Raw genomic sequence first — 23,914 nt, forward strand, 5'->3', positions numbered from 1 at the left:
GAATCCGAGCCTCGCAGGGCGAGGATTGCGCTGGTCATTCGGCGGAACCCATATTTCCAATGGCCGCGATCGGCGGCCTCGGCGTTGCTATCGTCTCGCCATGTCCGTCCGCGTTGCCCCCGTCACACCGGCGGAGCTGAGCGCGGACGATCAGGAACGGCCCGCGCGACCGCTGTCCGGAATTCCGGAGCGCGTGGTCGCCGTCGGCGCGTTCGCGCTCGCGGTGCTCGCGCTCTGGCAGGTGTTCCGGCCACTGCCCCAGGGCAGCCAGTACTACCTGGTGCTGTTCCTGGCGGGGGCGCTGCCGCTGGTGTTCGTGTCGTACCGGTCCGGGGCGCGGTGGCTGGATCGGCGCGCGGGGCCGGGCCCGCTCGACTGGGCGCTGGCCGTGGTCGCGCTGGTGGTGTGCCTGTATCCGGTGCTGCCGTGGGCGATCGGGACCGGCGGCGGCGGATACGACGCGTTTCTGGACCGGCAGGGGCTGCTCGAGCCGGTCGACGTCGTGATGGGCGCGGTGCTGCTGCTGTTGATTCTGGAGGCGTGCCGCCGCACCACCGGATGGGTGCTGCCCGGGGTGTGCCTGCTGTTCCTGGCCTACGGGTATTACGGCGGCCTGCTCCCGCAGCACTGGACCATCGCCCACGCCGGGCTGAACTTCGATCAGATCGTCGACGCCCTCTACAACTCCGGCAGCGGTTTCTACGGCACGCCGCTGGACGTCGCGGCGACCTACATCGTGCTGTTCACGATCTACGGCGCGGCACTCGAATTCTCCGGTGCCGCGCAGTATTTCGTGGATCTGTCGGTGGCGTTGTTCCGGCGTTCCCGCAGCGCCGCCGGGCGTACCGCGGTCGCCTCGGGATTCCTGCTGGGCACCGTTTCCGGTTCCGGCACCGCGACGGCGGTCAGCGTCGGCGCGGTGACCTGGCCCATTCTCCGGCGGGCCGGATACCGGCCGGAGCAGGGTGCGGGGCTGCTCGCGGCCGCCGGGGTGGGGGCGATCCTCTCGCCGCCGACGCTCGGGGTCGCGGCGTTCATCGTGGCCGAGTACCTGAACGTCTCCTATCTGACCGTGCTGGGCTGGGCCACCATCCCGACGCTGCTGTACTACCTGGGAATTCTGCTGGCGGTGGAGATCGACGCCCGCCGCCTGCTCGCCTCGGGCGCGCTGCGCGATCCCGGCAACGCCGCACCCGCACCGCACTCGGCGCACGAACCCGGCGACACCCCGGGTGCACCGCGATCGGCGCACGACCCCACCACTGCCCCGGCCGCGCCGCGATCGGCGCACGATCCCACCATTGCCCCAGCCGCGCCGCCGCGATCGGCGCACGACCCCACCATTGCCCCAGCCGCACCGCCGCGATCGGCGCACGACCCCATCATTGCCCCAGCCGCGCCGCCGCGATCGGCGCACGACCCCATCATTACCCCAGCCGCGCCGCCGCGATCGGTGTGGAAGCTGCTGGGGCTGTTCGGGTATCACTTCCTGTCGCTGATCGCGATCGTGGTGCTGTTGCTGATCGGTGTCAGCGCGACCCGCGCGGTGGTGTACGCGACCGTGCTCACCTTCGTGCTGGCGGTCGCGGATCGTCTTGTGCGCCGCAGGATCTCCCCCGCCGAGACCCGAATCTCCGTGGGCGGGTTCGGCACCGGGCTGCTGCGGACGCTGTCGGCGGGGGTGCGCTCGGCACTGCCGGTCGTGGCGGTGTGCGCGGCGGCCGGGGTGATCACGGCCATGACCACCAAGACCGGGCTCGGCGCCCAACTCGCCTCGCTGCTGATCGAGGTCGGCTCCGCGCTGTCGGACAATGCGAGCGTGGTACTCGCCTGCACGGTCGTGCTGGCGGCGGTGGCGCTGGCGCTGCTGGGCCTGGCGGTGCCGGTGACGGCCTCATTCGTGATCGGCTGGGCGATCATCGGCCCGGCGCTGATCCAGCTGGGGGTGCCCGCGCCCGCCGTGGCCATGTTCACCTTCTACTACTCGGTGCTGTCGGAGGTGACGCCGCCGACGGCGCTGGCCGCGGTCGGCGCCTCGGCCATCACCGGCGCCCGCGCCGTCGCCGCCATGTGGCAGGCGCTGCGCTACGCGCTGCCCGCGTTCCTGGTTCCCGTGGTGTTCGTGCTGACCGACTCGGGTGAGCACCTGCTCGGGCGCGGTGCGGTGCTCGACGTGCTGGCGGTCTCGGCGGTCACCGCGCTCGCGGTGGCGGCGCTCGCCGTCGCCACGGGCGGGTGGATGTACGGCATCGGACCGGCGGGACCGGCGGCCCGGATCCTCGCCGCCGCGGCCGGGCTGACGCTGCTGTATCCGAGCCCCTTCACCGCCGCCGCCGGATCCGGCCTGCTCGCCGGGTCGGCCGCGGTGGCACTGCTGACGCGGCGCCGGTCGGCGAACCGCGTGTTTCCCGCCGGAGGAGAGTGACATGAGAAGAGCCGCAATCATTGTCGTCGCGGTCGCGGTGTCGGCCGCACTGCTCAGCGGATGCGGTGGCAGGCGCGACAACGCCAGCACCGACTCCGGCGGGACGGTGACCTGTGAGGTGTCGCAGGAGGCGCGGGTCGGCATCGCGACCGGCAATGCCACCGGCGTCTACTTCGCGCTCGGCAACGCCTACGCCGAGCAGCTGGCGGCGGCCACCGACGGCAAGGTCAAGGCCACCGCCGCGGAGACCGGCGCCTCGGTGCAGAACATCCAGCAGCTGGTCGCGGGGACCTATCAGGTCGCGTTCTCGCTCGCCGACACCGCCGCCGACGCCGTGCTCGGCACCGGCAGCTTCGACGGCCGCAAGCAGCCGGTGCAGGCACTGTCACGGATCTACACCAACTACACGCACGTGATCGTGCGCGAGGGCGCCGGTATCAATGCGGTCGCCGACCTGCGGGGCAAGCGGGTGTCCACCGGATCGCCGAAGTCCGGCACCGAGGTGATCGCGAACCGGCTGCTGGCCGCGGCGGGCCTGAACCCGGATACCGATATCGCCGCGCAGCGACTGGATCTCACCAAGACCGTCGACGGGATGAAGGACGGCTCCATCGACGCCATGGTGTGGTCCGGCGGCCTGCCCACGCCCGGCGTGACCGACCTGTTCACCACCGCCCGCGACCGCGTGCGATTCCTCGACATCGCCGGTCAGCTCGGCGAGATGCGCAAGGTCAACCCCGGCTACGAACAGGGCGTGATCCCGGCTGCGGCCTACGGCCTCGCCGCCGACGTCCCGACCATCGTCGTCCCCAACCTGCTCCTGGTCCGCGACGACCTCGACGCCAACCTCGCCTGCGTCCTCACTCGAACCCTGTTCGACCGCAAACCCCAACTGGAGCAAGCCAACCCAGCCGCCAAGGGCATCACCCGCGAAACCGCCCGCAACACCGCCCCGGTCAACCTGCACCGAGGTTCGGAGGTAGCCCTCGGCTGAGGTGTTGGCGAGGACTACGGCACCAGGATCTGTTGGGCGGCGGGCAGGGCGCGGAAGGTCGCGGGTAAAGCTCCAGCCGGGTCGCCGTCTGCGGTGACCGGGGCGTTCGGGGCGGTCAATGTGATTGTGGCGGCTCGGTATTGGGTTACCGCCGGGTGGTCGATGCGCTTGCCGGACGAGAGCGCGGGGAGCATGCGGAGCATTTCCAGGCGGGACATGACGCCGACCACGGTGAGGTCGAGCAGGCCGTCGTCGACGGTGGCGTCCGGGCAGATCATCATGCCGCCGCCGTAGGTGCGGGTATTGCCGACCGCCACCATGACGGCGTCCGTCTCGACCACGGTGTCGCCGGACTCCCCTGGCGCACCGGACAATTCGATCCGGTACGGCACCGCCAGTCCACCCGCGAGCTCGGCGAGGGCGGCGAAGGTGTAGCGCAGCGAGCCCTTGGGGCGGCGCATCCGGTTGGCACGCAATGTCACCCGGGCGTCGAATCCGGTACCGGTCACCGTCGCGAACCGCAGCGGCCCGCCGTACTCGGCTGTCACCATGCCGGATTCGACCGTGCCGAGATCGATCGACCGGGTACGCCCGCCGAGCACGATATCCGCGGCCGCGACCGCGTCGTCGTCGGGAATGCCGAGCTCGCGTGCCAGATCATTACCGGTGCCGCCGGGCACCAGCCCCAGTGGCACATCGGTTCCCGCCAGCGCCTGCAGGATCAGGCAGACCAGACCGTCGCCTCCGGCGCATACCACGGCATCCGGCCGGTTCCCGCCGGAAACCGCCTCGCGCACGAGGCGCGCCGAATCCGCCGCCGTCTCCCCCTGCACTTCGGTCACGTCCACACCGCGCTCGGCGAATCGCGCGCGTGCCGTGGTGGCAGCCGTCAGCCCCCGGCCTTGGCCGGACAGCGGGTTGGTCACCAGCAGCACCGAGTCGATCGCGCTCATGCGGTCTCCTCCGGCGGGATCAGCTTGCCGGGGTTGAGGATTCCGGCCGGGTCGACCGCCTGCTTGACCGCGGTCAGGACCCGCACGCCCAGGTCGCCGATTTCGTCGGGCATCCACGGGCGGTGGTCCTCGCCGATGGCGTGGTGATGGGTGATGGTGCCCGACGCCGCGACGATGGCATCGCCCGCCGCCCGTTTGGCCCCTAGCCACTGGGCGATCGGATCCTCGAGCTGCTTGGCCACCACGGTGAAGTAGAGCGACGCGCCGGTCGGATAGGTGTGCGAGATGTGGCACATCACCAGCGCCGGAGTGCCCTGGGCGGACAGCGAATCCGTCAGCGCCGCCGTCACCTTCGCCTTGAGCTCGGCCAGATTCGACCAGCTGGTCGCGGTTTCCAATGTCTCGCAGAGGATTCCGACGTCCAGCAGCGCGTCGCGCAGATAGGGTGCCGCGAACCGGCCGTGCTCCCACTCCCGCGCCGGTTGCTCACCCAGCGGGGAGCCGCCGGCGGCTTCGAGCAGGGCGCCCGCCTCGGCACCGCGCGCGGCGACATGGGCCGCGGTGCCCTCGAACGTGGTGATCGCCAGGCATCCGGTCACCGGGGCGCCGCCCACGTCGGCGGAGCGGGCCAGGTTGAGCCCGGTCTCGGCCTCGTCGGACAATCGCAGCACGGTCGGCGCGGCGCCCGCCTGCACCACGGCGCGCAGGGCGGACGCGCCGGTGGCGAAGTCCGGGAACGACCAGGCTTGGTACGCAACGGTTTCCGGAGCCGGATGCACCCGCAGCGTCACCTCCGTGATCACGCCCAGCGCGCCCTCCGATCCGGCGAACAGCTCGCGCAGGTCCGGACCGGCCGCCGAGGCGGGGGCGCGGCCGAGATCCAGTGTGCCGCTGGGCGTTGCGATCCGCAGCCGCTGGATCATGTCGTCGAAGCGGCCGTACCCCGCCGACGCCTGCCCGGACGAGCGGGTCGCCGCGAAGCCGCCGATGCTGGCGAACTCGAAGCTCTGCGGGAAGTGGCCGAGCGACAGGCCGTGCCCGGCGAGAAGTTGCTCGGCCTGCGGGCCGGTGAGCCCGGCGCCCAGGGTGACGGTGCCGCTCACCGCGTCGATATCGGTCATCGCGTCGAGCCGCCGGAGATCCACGGCGACAACGGAATCGAAGCGGCCGCGCGCGGGGTCCACGCCGCCGACCACGCTGGTGCCGCCGCCGAAGGGCACCACCGCGATTCCCGCCTCGGCGCATCGGAACAGCAGCGCCTGTACCTCGTCGTGATCGGCGGGGAAGACGACGGCGTCGGGGGCGTCCTGCGGGCCCTCGGCGCGGCGGCGCAGCAGATCGGGGGTGCTCTTGCCACCGGCGTGCAGGAGCCGGTCCCGGTGGTCGACCGACACGTGACCCGCGTCGACCACCGAGGACAACTCCGCGAGCTGGGCCGCCGTCAGCGTCGAGTCGCGAAGCGGCACATCGCCCTCATCGCGACGAGCCACCGGCTCACCGGACACCCCGAAGACCTGCGCCAGCAGCGTGCGGATCCGCTCCGAAAGCGGCGCGTGACCGGCCGGAATGCCCCAGGCGTCCCATACCATACTCGGGCGCGGCGCCGACCCGCCCGGCATTCCCGACGAAGACGTCTGCTGCTGTGTGTCGACCATGCGTTACAGTGTGACATAAGATGTCAAGCAGTAACGAAGGACTCGGCCGACCGGCACGGTCGCGCCCACAACCCGGTGGTGACGTTGCGATGCACACGACCGATGCCGACGAGCTGTCGGCCATCGACCTGGCGATCCTCGACGCGGGACGGGCCTGCGTCGAAGAATTCGGGGTGCGCCGCACCACCCTCACGGAGGTGGCGCGGCGCGCCGGAGTGAGCCGCCCGACGGTGTACCGGCGCTGGCCCGATACCCGCTCGCTGATCGCCCAGCTGCTGGTGCGGGAGATGCGCGGCATCGTCGGACGGACCATCCCCACTGGCGGTAGCGGACGCGCCCGCCTGGTCGAGGGGGTGGTGTCCGGCGCGGCCACACTGCGCGCGAATCCGTTGTTCGCCAAGATCTTCCGCACCGATACCGACCTGATGCTGACCTATGTCTTCGGCCGCCTGGGCCGCAACCAGCGGGAGCTGATCCTGCTGTTCGCCGCCGTGATCCGCGAGGGTCACCGCGACGGCTCGATCCGCGAGGGCGATCCGGAACACCTGGCCACCATGCTCCTGCTGATCGGCCAGTCCGCGGTCCAGTCCGCCGGAATGGTCGGCAACCTCCTCGACGAGCAGCACCTCGACGCCGAACTGGCCCGCGCCGTCGACGGCTACCTCCTCCCCGAAGACGGAGAACGCCTCGCATGAACCGAAAGCCTCGTGAACGGGTGGAAACCAGGTGATGGGAGTACGGAATGAGTAGTGCGCGTGGTGGGTTCGGGGATTCCGCGCTGAATGCGGGGCGGCGGAGTAGAGAGTTGCAGGCGCTCGGGGACGGTGGGGATATCGATGTGCTGGTGGTCGGGGGCGGGGTCACCGGGGCCGGGGTGGCGCTGGACGCGGCGGCGCGGGGGCTGCGAACCGTGTTGGTGGAGAAGCACGATCTGGCGTTCGGGACCAGCCGGTGGAGTTCCAAGCTGGTGCACGGCGGGCTGAGGTACCTGGCCGGCGGCGGGGTCGGCATCGCGCACGAGAGCGCCGTGGAGCGCGATGTCCTGCTCACCACCACCGCACCGCACCTGACACGGTCCATCCCCCAGGTGGTTCCGCTGCTTCCCGAGGTCGGACGGATCCAACGGGCCCTCGTGCGTACAGGTTTCGTGGCCGGAGATGTGCTGCGACGCACGGCCGGCACACCGGCGGCGGTGCTGCCGCGTTCGCGCCGGGTCGCGGCGGCCGAGGCATTGCGGCTGGCACCGACGCTGCGCCGCAACGGTTTACGCGGCGGGCTGCTGGCCTGGGACGGGCAACTGGTGGACGACGCGCGGCTGGTCGTGGCGATCGCCCGCACGGCCGCCGCGTACGGTGCGTCCGTGCTCACCCGGGTGGCGGCGCGGCAGGTCACCGGAGAGTCGGCCCAGCTGTGCGATGCGCTCACCGGCGAAACCCTCACCGTGCGAGCGCGTTCGGTGATCAATGCCGCCGGGGTATGGGCCGACCGGGTCGACGAGAGCATCGAGCTGCGGCCGAGCCGCGGCACCCACCTGGTCTTCGACGCCGCCGCGTTCGGCGGCCTCACCGCCTCGCTGACCGTGCCCATCCCCGGCAGCACGAGCCGCTTCGTCTTCGCCTTCCCCGCCGCACACGGACGGGTCTACCTCGGTCTCACCGACGAGGACGCCCCCGGCCCGGTGCCCGACGAGCCACGGCCGACCGACGGCGAGATCGACTTCCTGCTCGATACGGTGAATACCGTGCTACGGGAACCCTTGCACCGCAGCGATATCCGGGGCAGCTTCGCCGGACTGCGGCCGCTGCTGCGCACGGGCGGCGACGACACCTCCGACATCTCCCGCGAGCACGCCGTACTCCACTCCCCCGGCGGTCCCGTCACCGTCGTCGGCGGCAAGCTCACCACCTACCGGCAGATGGCCGAGGACGCCGTCGATGCCGCCGTGGCCCACTCCGGATTGACTACGACCCCCTGCCGCACCAAGCGAATTCCGCTGGTGGGTGCGGTCTCCGGCGCCGCCCGGGACCGCATCCCGGCCGCGCCGTTGCTCATCGAACGCTACGGCACCGAAGCCACCGGGATCCTCGAACTGATCCAGCGGGATCCGGCGCTCGGCGAGCCGGTGGCACCCGGAATCGACGTGCTCCGTGCCGAATTCGCCTACGCGGTCGCACACGAGGGCGCACTGGACGAGGGCGACCTGCTCGATCGGCGCACCCGCATCGGGCTTATCGAGGACGACCGCGCGGCGGCCCTGCCCGCGGCACGCCTCGCGGTCGCGCCCACCCGCACCTGACATCGCCACCGCCGGAAGGCCGTCATCGAGGGCGCGCGAACATGTCACCGACCGGCGGTATGGTCGGGCCATCGATCAGACGGTGAAAGGAATCCCGATGGCCTCGGTATACAAGGAGATCGTCATCCAGGCGCCGCCGGAGCAGGTCTGGGCGGTGCTGGCGGATTTCGCCGAGGGCCCCGTCCGGATGGCGCCCGGTTTCGTCACCGAAAGCCGGGTGGAGAGCCCCGATACCCGGGTGGTCACCTTCTCCAACGGCACCGTCGTGCACGAACGCCGCATTACGCTCGACGAGGGGGCCCGCCGGTTCGTCTACTCCGTCTACGGCGGGACGGTTCCGATCGAGCACGACAATGCCTCGTGGCAGGTGTTCCCCGAGGGCGAGGGCGGCACCCGGTTCGTATGGTCCCGTGACCTGCTCCCCGACGCGCTCGCCGAACCGTTCGGCGCCAGCATGGAATACGGCATGAAGGTCTTCAAGGAGACGATGGAGTCCCGCCCCGAGTCCTGAGGCCGGTGGGGCCGGGCCAGGAGACCAGTGCCCGGCCCCTTCCGGCTCAGGACTTGTTGCCGCCCAGGCCGAATCGCACCCCGGTGGGGTCGGCGACGACGGCCATCCGGCCGTACGGGGTGTCCTCGGCAGGGTGTTCCACCGAGCCGCCCAGATCGACCACGGTCCGCACCGCGTCGTCGACGTCCTGCACGCCGAAGGAGACCTCCCAGCCGCCCGGCGCCCCGGCGGGCAGGAACCCCGACCCGTCCATCACCCCGGCCAGCATCGGCGTCTCGGAATGGATTGTGGTGTACCGGAATTCCGGCCCATCGGCGACCGTGAACGGGTCCTGCCAGCCGAACACCTCGCCGTAGAACTTCAGCGCGTCCGCGTAGGCGGGAGTCTTCAGCTCGAACCAGGACGCCGCGCCGACATGATCGGTCCAGGTGCCGCCGCCGACGATGCCGATCGCACCGAATCCGGTGTGCACGCCCGGCTGCCACACGCCCACGCCGGCGCCGGTCGGATCGGCCAGGATCGCCATACTGCCCAGGTCCCCCACCTCCATCGGGGGCAGGATCACCCGTCCACCGCGTGCGGCCGCGGCATCGGCGGTGGCCTGTGCGTCGGTGCTGGCGAGGTAGACGGTCCACTGGTCGGGGGCGCCGTCGCTGCCGTCGTTGCGCATACCGCCCGCGACGGCATTGCCGTCCTTGCGGAAGGTGATGTACCCGCCGAACTCCTCGGCCTGCTCATGGGTCCAGCCGAACAGCCGGCCGTAGAAGTCGAAGGCTCGGTCGGGGTCGGAGGTGTACAGCTCGGTCCAGCAGGGATCACCGGGCTTGAAGGTGTAGGACATCGTGGCTCCTCGGTAGGTTTCGGCACGCTCACCACCTCTGACGGCACCGGCCCGGCAAACTCATCGGCCGCGAGACAGCTATCTCGATTCGAACCCGACCCTTGACCTGAACATAGATTGAGGTTCGAGGATGGGGACATGAGCGATACGAGAACGGCTCTCGTCACGGGAGCCTCGGCAGGTCTCGGACGCGCGGTCGCGCTGGCGCTGGCCGCCCGGGGCTGGGACCTCATCATCACCGCCCGCCACCTCGAACCCCTGGCCCAGGTGCGGGATGCGACCGGCGCCGTCGCGGTGGCCGGGGACGTCGCCGATCCCGCACACCGCCGCAGCCTCGCCACCGTGGTCGGCGACGCGCCCCGGCTGGACCTGGTGCTGAACAATGCGAGTGCACTCGGACCGAGTCCGATGCCGCGCCTGGCCGACTATCCGACGGCCGAGCTGGCCTCGGTGCTGGACACCAATGTGATTGCGCCACTGGCGATTCTGCAGCTGGCATTGCCGAAACTCCGCGCGTCGGGAGGCGCCGCCGTCGATATCAGCTCCGATGCCGCGGTCAACGCCTACGAGGGCTGGGGCGGGTACGGCGCCTCGAAGGCGGCCCTGGACCACCTCACCGCGACCTTCGCCGCCGAGCATCCGGACCTGCACGTCTACAGCTTCGACCCGGGCGATATGCGCACGGCCATGCACCAGGCGGCGTTCCCCGGCGAGGACATCTCCGACCGCCCTGAGCCCGAGACCGTCGTCCCCGGGCTGCTGCATCTCATCGATACCCGACCACCGAGCGGGCGTTATGTGGCATCCGAACTACCGGTCGCGCGCTGAATGCCCCAACCCGACGGCACGAACCTGCCGCGCGGCGATTCACGCGCCGAACCGCTCCGGACACGACCGCCGTTCACGCCAGAGGAATCCGGAAGGAACCCCCGGAGGAACCCGGCTACAACCCCCGGCCCGGAGCAATGAAAAGAGGTACAGCACAATGACTGTCACACTCGACGAGTTCACCGTTCCCGCCGAACGCGCGGCCACCGCGCCACCCGAAGCGCGCGGCTCGGCGCGTGACGGGGTCCGGCTGCTGGTGTCCGATCGCGGCGTCCTCACGCACGCCCGCTTCCGGGAACTACCGCGCTTCCTGCGGCCGGGCGACCTTGTCGTGGTGAACAATTCGGCCACACTGGCCGCCGCCGTCGATGCCCGCTACCTCGGACACCCGGCGGTCCTGCACTTCGCGACCCGGCTGGACGACGGTGGTTGGGTCGTGGAGCTGCGGTCGCCGGACGGCGTCCCGTTCACCGCCGCGAATCCGGAACCCGCTGCGCGCGTGGAGCTCCCCGGAGCTACGGCGGTGCTACGCGGACCGTGGCTACCGCCCGCACGCCGCCTGTGGATCGCCGATATCGACGCCGCGGTCCCCCAACTGCTGGCCCGCCACGGTCGCCCGATCACCTACTCCTACGTGACCCAGCGCTGGTCACCGGACTACTACCGCACCGTCTTCGGCCGCGAACCCGGCAGCGCCGAAATGCCCAGTGCCGGAAGACCGTTCACCGACCGCCTCGTGACCGACCTGGTGACAACCGGCGTCACGCTCGCTCCGATCACCCTGCACACCGGCGTCTCCTCCCCCGAGGCGGGCGAGCCGCCGAGTCCCGAACGCTACGCGGTTCCCGAGAACACCGCCCGCCTGGTGAATTCGACGCGCGCCACCGGCGGCCGCGTGATCGCCGTCGGGACCACGGTCACCCGCGCCCTGGAATCCGCCGCCGATCCCTCCGGCCGCTTGCACCCGGCCTCCGGCTGGACCGAAGTCGTCCTCGGCGCCGCCCGCCCGGCCCGCGTGGTCGACGGCCTGATCACCGGCTGGCACGAACCGGGCGCCTCCCACCTCGAGCTGCTGCAAGCCGTCGCCGGGACCGAAACGGTGCGCACCGCCTATCGCACCGCCCTCGACTCCGGCTACCTCTGGCACGAATTCGGCGACACCGCCCTGCTCTTCACCCCCAGTGGGTAGCGTTTGTGAACTTACCGGCGTACGCTCCCCCCATGACGGAGTGGCAGCCCACGGCATGCATCCTGTGCGAGTGCAATTGCGGCATCCAGGTCCTGGTCGGGCCGGACGGCCGATCCTTCGACAAGATCCGGGGCGACAAGCTGCATCCCGCCTCCGCGGGCTACACCTGCAACAAGGCGCTGCAGCTGGATCACTACCAGAACGGGCGCACCGGCCGCCTGACCGCGCCGCTGCGGCGCCGATCCGACGGTAGTTTCGAGGAGATCGACTGGGACACGGCGATTTCCGAGATCTCCGAGCGGCTGACGCGGATCGGGGCCGAATACGGCGGCGAGTCCATCTTCTACTACGGCGGTGGCGGCCAGGGCAATCACCTCGGCGGCGCCTACGCGCCGGCCACCATGGCCGCCTACGGCATGCGCTACCGCTCCAGCGCGCTGGCGCAGGAGAAGACCGGCGACTTCTGGGTGGGCGCCCGGATGGCGGGCCATCCGGTGCGCGCGGATATCGAGCACGCCGAGGTGTCGCTGTTCGTCGGCAAGAATCCCTATCAGTCGCACGGCTTCCCGCGGGCCCGCTCGGTGCTCAAGGAGATCGCCCGCGACCCGGAACGCGCCATGATCGTGCTCGACCCGGTGCGCACCGAGACCGCGGAACTGGCCGACTTCCACCTGCAACTGCGCCCCGGCACCGATGTCTACCTGCTCACCGCCATGGCGGCGATCCTGGTGCGCGACAACCTGGTCGCATTCGACTGGCTCGCCGACCACGCCGACGGACTCGACGAGGTGCTCGCGGTGCTGCGCCAGGTGCCGATCGAAAAGTACTGCGCCACAGCCGATGTCAATCTCGACCTGGTCACCGCCGCGACCCACCGTATCGCCCGTGCGGAGTCGGTGGCCGCGCTCGAGGACCTCGGCGTCCAGATGAACCGCTATTCGACCGTGGTCAGCTACGTCGAGAAACTCGTGTGGCTGCTTACCGGAAACCTCGGCAAACCCGGTACCCAGTACGCCTTCTCGGGCCTGGCCGCGCTCGGCCACGACCGCGGCCACCCGGCCGACTCCGGCCCGCGCAGCCCCGTCGTGGGCGCGCGGATCGTCAGCGGCCTGGTGCCCTGCAATGTGATCAGCGAGGAGATCCTCACCGATCACCCGGCCCGCTACCGCGCCATGTTCGTCGAGAGCGCCAATCCCGCTCACTCCCTGGCGGATTCGGCGCGCATGCGGGAGGCGCTCGCCGCGCTGGACCTGGTGGTCGTCGTCGACGTGGCGATGACCGAGACCGCGCGACTGGCGCACTACGTGCTGCCCGCCCCGACCCAGTTCGAGAAGTACGAGGCCACGTTCTTCAATTTCGAGTTCCCGCGCAACATCTTCCATCTCCGCCACCCCGTGCTCCCCGCCCCGGAGGGGGTGCTGCCGGAGCCGGAGATCCACGCCCGGCTGGCGGAGGCCGCGGGGGCGGTGGGCGAGGACGACTACGCCCCGCTGCGGGAGGCTCTCGCCCAGGGCCGCGAGGCGTTCGCCATGGCCTTCCTGGGCATCCTCGCCGACCGGCGGAAGGCGAAACTCGCACCGGTGCTGCTGTATCGCACGCTGGGCCCGACCCTGCCCGACGGCGCCGACGCGGCGGCGATGCTGTGGGCCGCGGCCTACAACTGCGCCCGCAAGAACCCCAGGGGCGTCGAACGCGCCGGTTACGGAACGGGCCTGGAGGCCGGCGAACGCCTGTTCGAGGCCATCCTGACCGGTAAGCACGGCGTGGTCATCACCGACGACGACGTCGACGAGACGTGGAAACGCCTGCGCGACGGCCGGGTTCAGCTGCACATCCCCGAACTCCTCGAGGTCGTCGCCACCCTGCCCGAACCCGACGACCAGGACGAGTGGCCCTACGTCCTGGCCGCCGGGGAACGCCGCGCCTTCACCGCCAACACGATCATGCGAGATCCGCACTGGCGCAGGCGCGACGGCGGCGGCGCCCTGCGGATCAGCGCAGCCGACGCGCAACGACTGGGCCTGTCCGCGGGCGACCGGGTCCGCGTGACCACCCGCCGCGGCACCACCGAGGTCGAGGTCGAGCCCACCGACCGGATGCGTCCCGGCCACCTGTCGCTGCCGAACGGCCTGGGGCTCACGGTGTTCGATCCCGACGGCACCGTGCTGACCAGTGGCGCGGCCCCCAACGAACTCACCGAGTACGACTCCCGCGACGAGTGGGTCGGCACCCCGTGGCACAAGTACGTCCCCGCCCGGATCGATACCGTAGACGCATGAAACGCACCACCTTCGCCACCTGGCCCTGCTCGGTCGCCCGCACCGTCGATCTGATCGGCGACTGGTGGACGCCGCTGGTGCTGCGCGAGGCCTATTACGGCACAACGCGTTTCGACGACTTCGAGCGGGTGCTCGGGCTCAGCCGCAATGTCCTCACCCAGCGCCTGACCCGGCTGACGGAGGAGGGCATGCTCGACCGGGTGCGGTATCAGGACCGGCCGCCCCGCTACGAGTACCGCCTCACCGACAAGGGCCGCGACTTCTTCCCGGTCCTGCTGGCCGTCATGCGCTGGGGCGACCGCTGGGTCGCCCCGGAGGCCGGGCCGCCGGTCGTGCTGCACCACGACGACTGCGATCACGACACCCACGCCGAGGTGGTGTGCGCCCACTGCCGCGAGCCACTCCGGCACGGTGAGGTGTCCTCGCAGCTGGGCCCCGGCTTCCCCGACCGGCATCGCGAAAGCGCCTTGGCCACCGGACGATTCACGACCTGATCAGTCGTCGTGGCCGTGCGGGCTCTCGTACGGCTGGTTCATGGTGTTCTGGAACTGGATCGCGGCGGCGACGGCCACCGGGACCCCGAGCAGTGCGGCGCCGATGATGGCACCCATGCCGCCGAGCACGGCGGCGCCGGCGAGGCACCCGGCGATGACGGTGAGGCCCCCGGCATCGAGGACGGGCGCACCGAATACCGCACCGGCCACGGCGCCGATGCCACACCCGGCGGCCAGTCCGATCAGGCCGCCGGCCATCGTCCCGACACCGGTCGCCAACCCGAACTCGTTGACGGCCGCTTCGATCGCCTCGTTGAACCGCTCGGTGTGCGGGTCGACGTCGATATCGTCGAGGCCCATATCCGGCGCGGCGGCCGCGGGCGCCGCGGCGGCCTTCAGCGCCGCCGGCTCGACGGCGAAGGCATTGCCGCCCACCACATTTCCGGCCGCGTCCCGGACCTGGAACAGGCCGCCCTGGGTGATCAGGGTCGCCGCCCCCGTCTCGATCACCACGGACTGATCCAGCGTATTGCCGGTGTAGTGCACGCCCGGCATGATTTCGGCGCGCACGGTGTGACCGTCCGGCGCCGAAGGTTCGGCGACCGCCGTCGCCGACCCGATTCCCAACGCGCCGACAACCATCACCGACATGACGGTGGCACGAGTGATCCTGTTCAATTTTTCCCTTGTCTCTGCGGCACTGATTACTTCCGGGGTTTCCCGGGGCAGAAATTTAAGGGAAACGATTGTCATTACCCGCTGTTGGGAAGCGCTGCGCGGCGAACGACGTCAGACCCGATCCTCGAGCTTCGGAACCAGGCGTTCGAGCATCCCCTCCAGCAGCCGCTCCTCCTCCGGAGCCAGCTCCGCCAGCGCCTTGTAGGCGCGGACCTGCGACCCACGGATCTGCGCGGCCAGCTCCCGCCCCTCCTCCGTCGCGGCGAGGTACTTGACCCGCCGGTCGGACGGATTCACCGTGCGCCGGACCAGCCCCCGCGACTCCATCCGGTCCGCGACACCGGTCAGGTTGGACGGATCACACGCCAGCCGCCCGGCCAGCACCCGCATGGGCAGCTCGTCCGGCGGCTCGTTCAGCGCCAGGAGCAGCTTCGCCTGGGTCAGCGTCAGCCCGTGATCCTCTGCGGCGGTGAGGAAGTCGTGCAGGTACGCGGAGACGAATCGCGAGATCAGCAATGCGAGCGTGCTCTGCGCTGTGGTCGAGCTCATAGGGGCGATCCTACCGGTGCGTTTGACAACCGCGATCATTGAATCTTTAGATGCTTGAAGACTTCAAACATATGCGCGTTCAAGCTTCTGGGAGGTATCCGAGATGGAGCGAAAGGGCTCGCTGCTGACCGGCGTCCTGGCATTCGCGGCGATGATCGTGACGGTGATGCAGACCCAGGCGGTCCCGATCCTGGGTCTGATCGCCACCGACCTGCAGGTGTCCACGACCTCGGTGAGCTGGGTGACCACGGCGACGCTGCTGTCGGCGGCAGTGTGCACACCGCTGCTGGGCCGCATCGGCGACCTGTACGGCAAGAAGCCCACGCTGCTGGCGGTGCTGGTGGTGGCCGCCGTCGGCTCGACGGTGTCGGCGCTGGCCGATTCGCTGGGCGTGCTGCTGGTCGGCCGGACCCTGCAGGGCGTCGCGACGGCGATCTTCCCGCTGGCGCTGGCGATGCTGCGCGAGGAGGTCCCCGCCGCACGCCTGCACCACGCGATGGCGATCGTGAGCGGCACGCTGGGCTTCGGCGGCGGCCTCGGCCTGGTGGCGACCGGCCTGCTGACCAAGGGCGCCGATCCCGACTACCACGTCGTGTTCTGGTTCACCGCCGGGCTGGCGGTGCTGGCCCTGATCGCGGCCGTCGTCGCGGTGCCCGCCACCGGGAAGCGGCATCCGGGCAGCGTGGACCTGCCCGGCGCGATCACGCTGGGCGGCTTCCTGATTCTGCTGCTGCTGCCGATCTCGCAGGGTCACGAGTGGGGCTGGACGTCGGCCGCCACGCTGGGCTGCTTCGCCGGGTCGGCCGTGCTCGCGGTGGCGTGGGTGGTCACCGAGCGCAAGGTTGCGGCACCGCTGGTGGACCTGAAGATGTTCACCCACCGCCCGGTCCTGTTCACCAACCTGGCCGGCATGTTCGTCGGCTTCTCGATGTTCCTGCTGTTCATGGGCATCTCGTATCTGGCCCAGATGCCGAAGCACCTGGCCGGGTACGGATTCGAGGCGTCGATCCTGCGCGCCTCCGTGGAGTATCTGCTGCCCACCGCGCTCGCGTCGATGGCCGCGGCCCCGCTCGGCGGCATCCTGGTCGGGCGGTTCGGCGGGCGCTGGGTACTCGCGCTGGCCGGGCTGGTCGGGCTCGCGGGCTTCGCCTGGCTGGCGCTCGCCCACGACGCGACCGCCTCGGTGATCTGGGGCGGCGTGGTGGTCGGCGCGGCGATCAGCCTGGCCTACGCGGCCATGCCCGCCCTCATCGCCGGTGCGGTCCCGCATCACCAGAGCGGCATCGCCAACGGCATCAACTCCATCTCCCGCACCGTCGGCAGCTCGCTGGGCAGCGCCATCATCACCACCCTGCTCACCGCGAAACTGCTTCCGCACCTGCCGATCCCGCAGGAGGGTCAGTTCACGGTCGCCTTCTGGGTCGGCGCGGGCGCCTGTGCCGCAACGATTCTCGCTGCGGTGTTCGGACTTCGCCCCGAAAGCCACACCACGGCAACGAAATCCGCCGATCAGACAGCGAACACGGAGCCTGCGACGGTCGGCTGAGCTCAGCCGATTCCCATCCGCAATGCGCGAATACGCTGCGTCGAACAGAATGCGACGCAGCGTATTCGGGCGCAACGGCTATCACACGGAATTCGAAGCTGCCGGAAAGCCCGGCACCAGCATGCGTTCTGTCTCGAGCTGCCCAGTCATCGCCATTGACCGGGCGCGCCCGGGCCGGGAACACGGTGGTGGAATCGATCGCCCGTGGTCTGCTGCCATCCCGCGGGTGCCGCCGAGACCGATAGACCACCGGCCGCCACATTGCTCGCGGCCAGCCGGTGCGCGCCGTACACGATCAGCGCCCAGGCCAGGCAGGCGAACGCGGCCGTGTGCAGGAGCGCCCGGACGACGTTCCAGACCACCCACTTGGTCTCGAAGGCGTCGCGAATCGCCTGCGGGTCCGCCTGGCTCGGATCCCCCGCCGCGGCGAGCTGATCGTTCAACGGGACGTTGGCGGCGCTGGTCACCACGAAGGCCACCAGGTACAGCACCAGCGCGGCGATGAGCCAGGGCAGCGTGGGCCGACCGTATCCACGCCAGGCCAGGAATGCGGCCAGCGCCAGGAGAGGAATCGAACCCATGAAGGGGATCATGAAGGCCGGATTGATGATGGCCTTGTTGATGCCCTGCATCGCCTCGACGAACGTCCGGTCCGACGAGCGGCCCAGGCCGGGCATGACCGCGTAGGCGAACCCCGCGAACAGCCCGGCCATGAGCCCGGTCGAGACGATGGCGGCCAGCAGCGTGCTCGTCTGAAGGAGTTTCAAGGTTGTCGTCCTTTCCAGGAGGCGACCACACCCTCGGGCGCGCCACCATACACTCTATGTGTAGTGGTTTAAACGTAGTACTACAATTGAAGTGGTGTCAAGATCCCGGCGCAGGACGACGCAACCTGGTCATTCGACAGAGGCGCGGCCCGGTCGGTCGAATCTAGCGTTCTTCTCGGCCGATCCGACCGAGAAGGAGACCGAAATGTCCGAAAATCCCCTGCGCCTGGCCGTGCTCACCGCGAGCATCCGCGACGGCCGCTTCGGCCCGACCGTGGGTACCTGGTTCGCCGCGCACGCCAGCGGTCACGCGGAACTCGAGGTCGACCACATCGACCTGGCCGACCATCCGCTCCCGCCGGTGCTGAGCCAGCGGCCCGATCCCGCGATGGACGAGGTGACCCGCCGGCTCGATGCCGCCGACGCCTTCGTCGTCGTCACCCCCGAGTACAACCACAGCTTCCCGGCCTCGCTGAAGGCGCTGATCGACTGGCACTACACCCAGTGGCAGGCCAAGCCGGTCGGCTTCGTGTCCTACGGCGGCATGGGCGGCGGACTGCGCGCCGTCGAGCAGCTGCGCCTGGTGTTCGCGGAACTGCACGCGACCACGGTGCGTGACACCGTCAGCTTCCACAACGCCTGGGACAAGTTCGGCGACGACGGCGCCCTGCTCGACGGCGGCGCCGAGGGCGCGGCCAAGGGCATGCTCGATCAGCTGGTGTGGTGGGCGCACACGCTGCGCGACGCCCGCGCGACCCGCCCCTACGTGGGCTGACGGAAGCCCTCGGCGTCGAGCACCGCGCGGCGGCGTCGAACGCGGCGCATAGAGTCGATACGTGTTCTACGGTCGCGCCCAGGAAGTCGCCGAACTGGAGGAGTTGCTCAACCGGGCACCGGGAGGCCGTGCCGCCACCGCGGTGGTCCGGGGTGAGGCGGGGATCGGGAAGTCGCAGCTGCTGGACCGGGCGGCGGCCACCGCGGCCGACCAGGGGTATCGAGTGCTGCGGGTGACGGGTACCGAGGCCGAGAGCGAGCTGGCCTACGCCGGGCTGCACCTGCTGCTCGGCCGGGAGCGGGAGCGCCTGGACGCGGTCCCCGAGGCTCAGGCCGAGGCGTTGCGCACGGCGCTCGACACCGGGGCGTCCGGACAGGCCAATCGGTTCCTGGTCGGCGCGGCGGTGCTGGCCCTGCTGGCCGACCTGGCAGACGACCGGCCGCTGCTCTGCGTGATCGACGATGCGCAGTGGCTGGACCGGGCCTCGCTGGAAGCCCTGCTGTTCGCCGCGCGCCGCCTCGACGCCGAACCACTGGTGCTGCTCTTCGCCGTCCGCGACGATCTGCTCCCCGAACTGCACGAACTGCCCGGCGCCCAGCTGGCGCTGTGCGGACTGGAACCCGATGCGGCGGCGGCGTTGCTCGGTGCTCGCCATGCGGACCTACCGGCCGCCGTGGTGCAGTGGACACTGCGCGAGTCGAAGGGGAATCCACTTGCGCTGCAGGTACTTCCGTCTCTGCAGCGCACCGACCAGATGTACTCCTCGCCGTTCACCAGCGCGAAATCGTCCACGCCGCACCGGATTCAGCGGGCCTTCGCGGACCGCATCGCCGCACTGCCGCGTTCGACCCAGGATTTCCTGCTCGTCACCGCCGCCGACGACACCGCGGATCCCACGGTGGTCCTGGCCGCCGCCGCGGCGATCGGCGCCGGGCGGACCGATCAGGACCTCGCCGAGGAGGCCGGACTGCTCCGGCTGCAGGACGGGCGAATCACCTTCGGCCACCCGCTCATTCGCGCCGCCGCCTACGATATCGCCGCCCCCGCCCAGCGCCGCGCCGCACACGGTGTCCTCGCCGCCCAGCTCGACGGCGGCAATGCCGACCGCCGCGCCTGGCACCTGGCCGCGGCCGCCACCGAACCCGACGAACAGGTCGCCGCCGCGCTCGACGACACGGCTCGCCGCTCCCACACGCGCGGTGGCCTCGCCGAGGCCACCGCCGCCTATCGGCGCGCCGCCGAGCTCAGCCCCGCTCCCACCGACCGCTGTCGCCGCCTCGCCGCCGCGGCCGCCGCGGCAATCGACCTCGGCGATCTCGACCATGCGGGAACGCTGGCCGATCAGGCGACGGCGCTGACCACCGACCCGGCGATGCTGGCCGAGCTCACCGGCGTGCAGGCCGAGGTCGCCCGGGAACAGGACCGGCCGCAGGCCGCCTACCGATCACTCGGTGCCGCAGCGTCGTTCGTTGCCACCCAGAATCCGGCCGCGGCCGGGCAGTTGCTGTTCCAGGCGGCGGACGCCGCCTTCGCCGCCGGTGACCTGCCTGCCGTCGAACACACCGCGGAGCGCGCGGAACAGTGGGGGCTGCCGGGCGCCGATCGCGTCCGGGCGCTGGCCGAATTCGTCGCGGGTACCAATCCGGGACTCGGCGACGGGTCGGCCCGGGGCATCACCGCACTGCGCTACCTGCTGGACGGACTGGACCCCGATCGACTACGCGAGCGCGCGACCCTGGCCTATCGGCATCTGCTGATCGCCGACTTCACCACCACGCGCAACCTGTCCGCGGCGCTGGCCGACGAATGCCGCCGCCGCGGCGCGGTCGGCGTCCTGACCCGGGCGCTGTGGGTGCAGGCCCGCGCGGAGTTCATTCTGGGCCGTTTCACCTCGGCCGCCGCGACGGCCACCGAGGGCCGCCGGCTGGCCGCCGAGACCGGGCAGCGCATCATCCACATCAATCAATCGGCCACGCTGGCGATGGTGGCCGCGGCGCGCGGTGACGAGTCCGGCTGCCTGGCGCTCACGGCGGAACCGCTGGCCCGCGACGTCGCCCCGGCCAATATCCACGCCGCCACCGCGCTGAGCCTGCTGGATCTCGGACTCGGTCGCCCCGACGCCGCCGTGGACCGGCTCACCGCCCTGCTGGCCGGTCACAATCGGCACGGCGCCATCGCCGCCATCCCCGACCTGGTCGAGGCGGCGCACCGGACCGGTCGCCCGGACGAGGCACGAACCGCCTTCGACTGGTACCGCACCTGGAGCGAGCACGTCGACCGGCCCTGGTCGCGGGCGCTCGCCCACCGGTGCGCGGCCCTGCTGGCCGACGACGACACCGCCGAAACCCATTACGCCACAGCGCTCGAGCTGCACCACACCATCGCGGACTTCGGCTTCGACCGGGCCCGGACCGAACTCCTGTACGGCGAGTGGCTGCGCCGCGTGCAACGCCGCGCCGACGCCCGCAGTCACCTGCGGGTGGCCGCCGAGACCTTCCGGCAGCTCGGCGCCGCGCCGTGGGCCGACCGCGCCGAGGGCGAACTGCGCGCGACCGGTGAGACCCGGGCCACCAACTCTGCCGGGGACGTCCTGAACCGCCTCACACCCCAGGAGCTGCAGACCGCGCAGCTGGCCGCAACGGGGCTGTCCAACAAGGACATCGGCGCCCAGCTGTTCCTGAGCCCCCGCACCGTCGGCTACCACCTCTCCAACGCCTACCCGAAACTCGGTATCACCTCGCGCCGCGAACTGGCGGCGGTATTCCGCGGCAACGCCTGAGCGGTCAGCCGACCCGCTGCAGCGCCTTCTCGCGGCGCTCGGCCAGCTTCGACCCCGCCTCCCGGCGGGCCATGCGGCGCAACACCATCGGCGCCACGATCATCCCGACGACGGCCCAGGCTCCGAGCACACCGATCGTCTCCAGGTGCCGCCAGGACTCGCCGATCTCGAGGTCGACCGCGCCGTCGGGGAGCAGCGCCGAGCGCATCCCGAGGCCGAGCCAGTAGATCGGGCCGATCTGGGCGATCCACTGCACCCATTCCGGCATTGCCGTGAGGGGGTAGAAGATTCCGGAGATCGCGATCATGCCGAGGATCGGCAGCGTCAGAATTCCCTGGCTGCGTGCGCTGGTGAACACCGATCCGAGGATGGCCCCGAGCGGCAATGTGGCGGCCAGGCCGAGGGCGAGCACCCAGGTCAGGGTCAGCCACGAGCCGGGCCCGCCGATCGTGAGGCCGGAGATGATGAACAGGCCGGGGACCAGGAAGATCGCGAGGTCGATGAGCAGCCCGCCGGACACCGAGATGATCTTGCCGACCAGATACCCCGGCATGCCGTGCGGTGTCGCCTTCGCCCGCAACAGCGTTCCGTCCTCGCGGTCGGCGGTAAGCAGCTGGCTCATGGTGACCATGGCCATCGAGGCGTTCATGCCGAGAATGCTCGGCAGGACGATGGTGCCGAGCGTGAAGTCGCTCTGCCGGAACGACACATCGCGCAGGAAGAACAGGGTGATCAGCATCAGCACCGGCCAGAAGAAATGATTGAACAGGTCCGCACCGTTGGTGACCGACTGCCGCAGCTCGATCACCCCGCGGGACCAGCCGGTGCGCAGGGCCGTGGCGATCGGGTTCATCAGGCCACCTTGCCGAGCTGGTGTGCCGACTCCGCGCGCGGTCCGGATTCGGCTCGGCGCACGAGCGACAGATAGGTGTCCTCCAGCGAGGACCGGTGGATCTCGAGTTCGGTCACCGCCTCGCCGTGCTGCCGGAACAGATCGAAGGCGAATCGGGTCGAATCGGGGGTGGACCGTGTGAAGTGCCGCCCGTCGAGGGCCCAGCGCACCTCGTCGGCGCCCGCGATCTGATGCGCCAGCTCCGCCGCGGTGCCGTCCGCGACGATCCGCCCGCCGTTCAGGATCACGATGCGGTCGGCGAGTTTCTCGGCCTCGACCAGGTCGTGCGTCGTGAGCAGGATCGCCGTCCCGCCGGAACTCGCGAGTTCCTGTATGAGGTCGTGGAATTCGCGCCGGGCCTCCGGATCGAATCCCACCGTGGGTTCGTCGAGGAACAGCAGTTCGGGGCGCCCGACCAGGCCGATCGCCACGTCCAGCCGCCGGCGCTGCCCGCCCGAGAGCATCCTGACCTTCTTGTCCGCGTGCTCGGTGAGACCGACCGCGGCGATGAGATCGTCCACGTCCCATGGGCGTCGAATCAGGTCGGTGGAGTGGCCGGTGTAGTAGGACCCGAGGTGCGAAAGTAGTTCGCGCACTCGCCATTTGCCGTGATCTCGCCAGGACTGCAGGACGACGCCGACTCGCGCCCGCCAGTGCTCGTCGCCGTGCGCCGGGTCGGCGCCGAGGACGGTGACACGACCGGCCGACCGCATGCGAAAGCCCTCCAGAATCTCGATGGTGGTGGTCTTCCCGGCGCCGTTCGGCCCGAGCATCGCCACCACTTCCCCCTCGTCCACCCGGAAGCTCACATCGTGCAGGACGTCGTTCGAGCCGTACCGCATTCGTAGCCCGTCGACCTGCAGTACGGCTTGATCGTTTGTCGCCATCCGCTCATCCTTCGTTCTCGGCCAAACAGTGTGGATGCGTGCGCGCGCAGCACAAGCAACCGTAGTTGACTAAATTCTCCTAGTCAACGCGAGTTGCTTAGTTATCCATCCGACCCGCTCAGGTCGGAATCGGGCGGTCGGTGACGACCTGCTTCATGACCAGCGTGGAGTTCAGGCGCTGCACGCCGGGTAGCGCCGCGAGGACGTTGTCCTCGAGTTCCGCGTAGGCCGCCAGGTCGCGGGTCCGGACGCGCACGAGATAGTCCGGATCGCCGAACAGTCGTTGCGCCTGCAGCACATTGGGGACCGCGGCGAGGGCGTCCTCGAAGGCGAGCAGGGTGTCGCGGTCCTCCTGCCGCATCGTCACGAACACCAGCGCCTCGAAACTCAGCCCCAGCGCGTCGGGATCGACGAGCGCGCGATAACCGCGAATCACGCCGTCGCCCTCCAGTTCCCGCAGGCGCCGGTGGGTCGGCGACACGCTCAGGCCGACCCGGGCGGCCAGGTCGGTGATGCTGAGCCGCCCATTGCGCTGCAGCTCGGCAAGAATCTTCCGGTCCACGGCATCCATGGGCG

The 23,914-nt window shown here is 70.4% G+C and carries 21 protein-coding genes; 12 read left to right on the forward strand and 9 right to left on the reverse strand.

What is annotated here, in order from left to right; genetic code table 11:
- Positions 1–100: 100 nt before the first annotated feature.
- On the forward strand, positions 101–2,425 hold the full coding sequence (locus NM1_RS41240) for a TRAP transporter fused permease subunit (protein ID WP_084519754.1): 2,325 nt from the start codon (positions 101–103) through the stop codon (positions 2,423–2,425).
- Between the two features lies 1 nt (position 2,426).
- Positions 2,427–3,419, forward strand: a complete 993-nt coding sequence (locus NM1_RS18450) for a TAXI family TRAP transporter solute-binding subunit (RefSeq protein ID WP_068021130.1) — start codon at positions 2,427–2,429, stop codon at positions 3,417–3,419.
- A 14-nt stretch (positions 3,420–3,433) separates the two neighbouring features.
- Here the strand turns inward: NM1_RS18450 and NM1_RS18455 are convergent, their stop codons facing one another.
- On the reverse strand, positions 3,434–4,372 hold the full coding sequence (locus tag NM1_RS18455) for a YegS/Rv2252/BmrU family lipid kinase (protein ID WP_068021132.1): 939 nt from the start codon (positions 4,370–4,372) through the stop codon (positions 3,434–3,436).
- A complete protein-coding gene (locus tag NM1_RS18460; protein WP_068021248.1) occupies positions 4,369–5,961 on the reverse strand; it encodes an FAD-binding oxidoreductase in 1,593 nt (530 codons plus the stop codon). The genes NM1_RS18455 and NM1_RS18460 overlap by 4 nt, the downstream gene beginning before the upstream one ends.
- A gap of 155 nt (positions 5,962–6,116) precedes the next feature.
- Here NM1_RS18460 and NM1_RS18465 point away from each other — a divergent pair, with 155 nt between their 5' ends.
- The 3 genes from NM1_RS18465 to NM1_RS18475 all read left to right on the forward strand — a co-directional run bounded on the left by NM1_RS18465 (position 6,117) and on the right by NM1_RS18475 (position 8,834).
- The gene (locus NM1_RS18465) at positions 6,117–6,722 is read left to right on the forward strand and encodes a TetR/AcrR family transcriptional regulator (RefSeq protein ID WP_068021134.1); all 606 of its coding nucleotides are present in this window, start codon (positions 6,117–6,119) and stop codon (positions 6,720–6,722) included.
- Between the two features lie 47 nt (positions 6,723–6,769).
- Positions 6,770–8,323 (forward strand): glycerol-3-phosphate dehydrogenase/oxidase, encoded by a 1,554-nt coding sequence (locus NM1_RS18470; protein WP_068021136.1) that lies wholly within the window; start codon positions 6,770–6,772, stop codon positions 8,321–8,323.
- Between the two features lie 97 nt (positions 8,324–8,420).
- Complete coding sequence (locus tag NM1_RS18475) at positions 8,421–8,834, forward strand: SRPBCC family protein (protein WP_068021138.1); 414 nt, start codon at positions 8,421–8,423, stop codon at positions 8,832–8,834.
- Positions 8,835–8,880: 46 nt separating this feature from the next.
- Here NM1_RS18475 and NM1_RS18480 read toward each other — a convergent pair whose 3' ends face one another.
- Positions 8,881–9,675: a VOC family protein gene (locus tag NM1_RS18480; protein ID WP_068021140.1), complete on the reverse strand. Its 795-nt coding sequence runs from the start codon at positions 9,673–9,675 to the stop codon at positions 8,881–8,883.
- Positions 9,676–9,813: 138 nt separating this feature from the next.
- On the opposite strand from NM1_RS18480, the gene NM1_RS18485 reads away from it, so the two are divergent.
- The 4 genes from NM1_RS18485 (at position 9,814) to NM1_RS18500 (ending at position 14,465) form a co-directional block, all read left to right on the forward strand.
- A complete protein-coding gene (locus NM1_RS18485; RefSeq protein ID WP_068021142.1) occupies positions 9,814–10,503 on the forward strand; it encodes an SDR family NAD(P)-dependent oxidoreductase in 690 nt (229 codons plus the stop codon).
- Positions 10,504–10,660: 157 nt separating this feature from the next.
- Positions 10,661–11,692, forward strand: a complete 1,032-nt coding sequence (locus NM1_RS18490) for an S-adenosylmethionine:tRNA ribosyltransferase-isomerase (protein ID WP_068021143.1) — start codon at positions 10,661–10,663, stop codon at positions 11,690–11,692.
- 32 nt (positions 11,693–11,724) lie between these two features.
- Entirely contained in the window at positions 11,725–13,971 is a 2,247-nt protein-coding gene (locus tag NM1_RS18495) for a molybdopterin-dependent oxidoreductase (RefSeq protein ID WP_068021145.1), read from the forward strand.
- Positions 13,968–14,465 (forward strand): winged helix-turn-helix transcriptional regulator, encoded by a 498-nt coding sequence (locus NM1_RS18500; RefSeq protein ID WP_068021147.1) that lies wholly within the window; start codon positions 13,968–13,970, stop codon positions 14,463–14,465. Before NM1_RS18495 ends, NM1_RS18500 begins: the two co-directional genes overlap by 4 nt.
- Here NM1_RS18500 and NM1_RS18505 read toward each other — a convergent pair whose 3' ends face one another.
- Together NM1_RS18505 and NM1_RS18510 are read right to left on the reverse strand one after the other, a co-directional pair.
- Positions 14,466–15,110 (reverse strand): hypothetical protein, encoded by a 645-nt coding sequence (locus NM1_RS18505; protein ID WP_147288869.1) that lies wholly within the window; start codon positions 15,108–15,110, stop codon positions 14,466–14,468.
- A gap of 144 nt (positions 15,111–15,254) precedes the next feature.
- Positions 15,255–15,692 carry a MarR family winged helix-turn-helix transcriptional regulator gene (locus NM1_RS18510; protein WP_068021152.1) on the reverse strand — a complete coding sequence of 146 codons (438 nt, stop codon included), beginning with the start codon at positions 15,690–15,692 and terminating at the stop codon, positions 15,255–15,257.
- A gap of 103 nt (positions 15,693–15,795) precedes the next feature.
- Here NM1_RS18510 and NM1_RS18515 point away from each other — a divergent pair, with 103 nt between their 5' ends.
- Complete coding sequence (locus tag NM1_RS18515) at positions 15,796–17,238, forward strand: MFS transporter (protein ID WP_068021154.1); 1,443 nt, start codon at positions 15,796–15,798, stop codon at positions 17,236–17,238.
- Between the two features lie 146 nt (positions 17,239–17,384).
- On the opposite strand, the gene NM1_RS18520 is transcribed toward NM1_RS18515, so the two are convergent.
- Positions 17,385–18,005: an anthrone oxygenase family protein gene (locus NM1_RS18520; RefSeq protein ID WP_084519755.1), complete on the reverse strand. Its 621-nt coding sequence runs from the start codon at positions 18,003–18,005 to the stop codon at positions 17,385–17,387.
- Positions 18,006–18,210: 205 nt separating this feature from the next.
- Between NM1_RS18520 and NM1_RS18525 the strand changes: the two genes are divergently transcribed.
- Together NM1_RS18525 and NM1_RS18530 are read left to right on the forward strand one after the other, a co-directional pair.
- Positions 18,211–18,780 carry an NADPH-dependent FMN reductase gene (locus tag NM1_RS18525; protein ID WP_068021156.1) on the forward strand — a complete coding sequence of 190 codons (570 nt, stop codon included), beginning with the start codon at positions 18,211–18,213 and terminating at the stop codon, positions 18,778–18,780.
- A 61-nt stretch (positions 18,781–18,841) separates the two neighbouring features.
- A complete protein-coding gene (locus NM1_RS18530; RefSeq protein ID WP_068021157.1) occupies positions 18,842–21,559 on the forward strand; it encodes a helix-turn-helix transcriptional regulator in 2,718 nt (905 codons plus the stop codon).
- 4 nt (positions 21,560–21,563) lie between these two features.
- On the opposite strand, the gene NM1_RS18535 is transcribed toward NM1_RS18530, so the two are convergent.
- From NM1_RS18535 to NM1_RS18545, 3 genes are all read right to left on the reverse strand, one after another.
- Positions 21,564–22,412, reverse strand: a complete 849-nt coding sequence (locus NM1_RS18535) for an ABC transporter permease (RefSeq protein ID WP_068021160.1) — start codon at positions 22,410–22,412, stop codon at positions 21,564–21,566.
- Positions 22,412–23,338 (reverse strand): ABC transporter ATP-binding protein, encoded by a 927-nt coding sequence (locus NM1_RS18540; RefSeq protein ID WP_068021163.1) that lies wholly within the window; start codon positions 23,336–23,338, stop codon positions 22,412–22,414. Before NM1_RS18540 ends, NM1_RS18535 begins: the two co-directional genes overlap by 1 nt.
- Positions 23,339–23,456: 118 nt before the next feature.
- Positions 23,457–23,909, reverse strand: a complete 453-nt coding sequence (locus tag NM1_RS18545) for an Lrp/AsnC family transcriptional regulator (RefSeq protein WP_068021165.1) — start codon at positions 23,907–23,909, stop codon at positions 23,457–23,459.
- Positions 23,910–23,914 lie beyond the last annotated feature (5 nt).

It is taken from the genome of Nocardia mexicana NBRC 108244, assembly GCF_001613165.1.
In the GTDB taxonomy this organism is placed as follows: Bacteria; Actinomycetota; Actinomycetes; order Mycobacteriales; family Mycobacteriaceae; genus Nocardia; species Nocardia mexicana.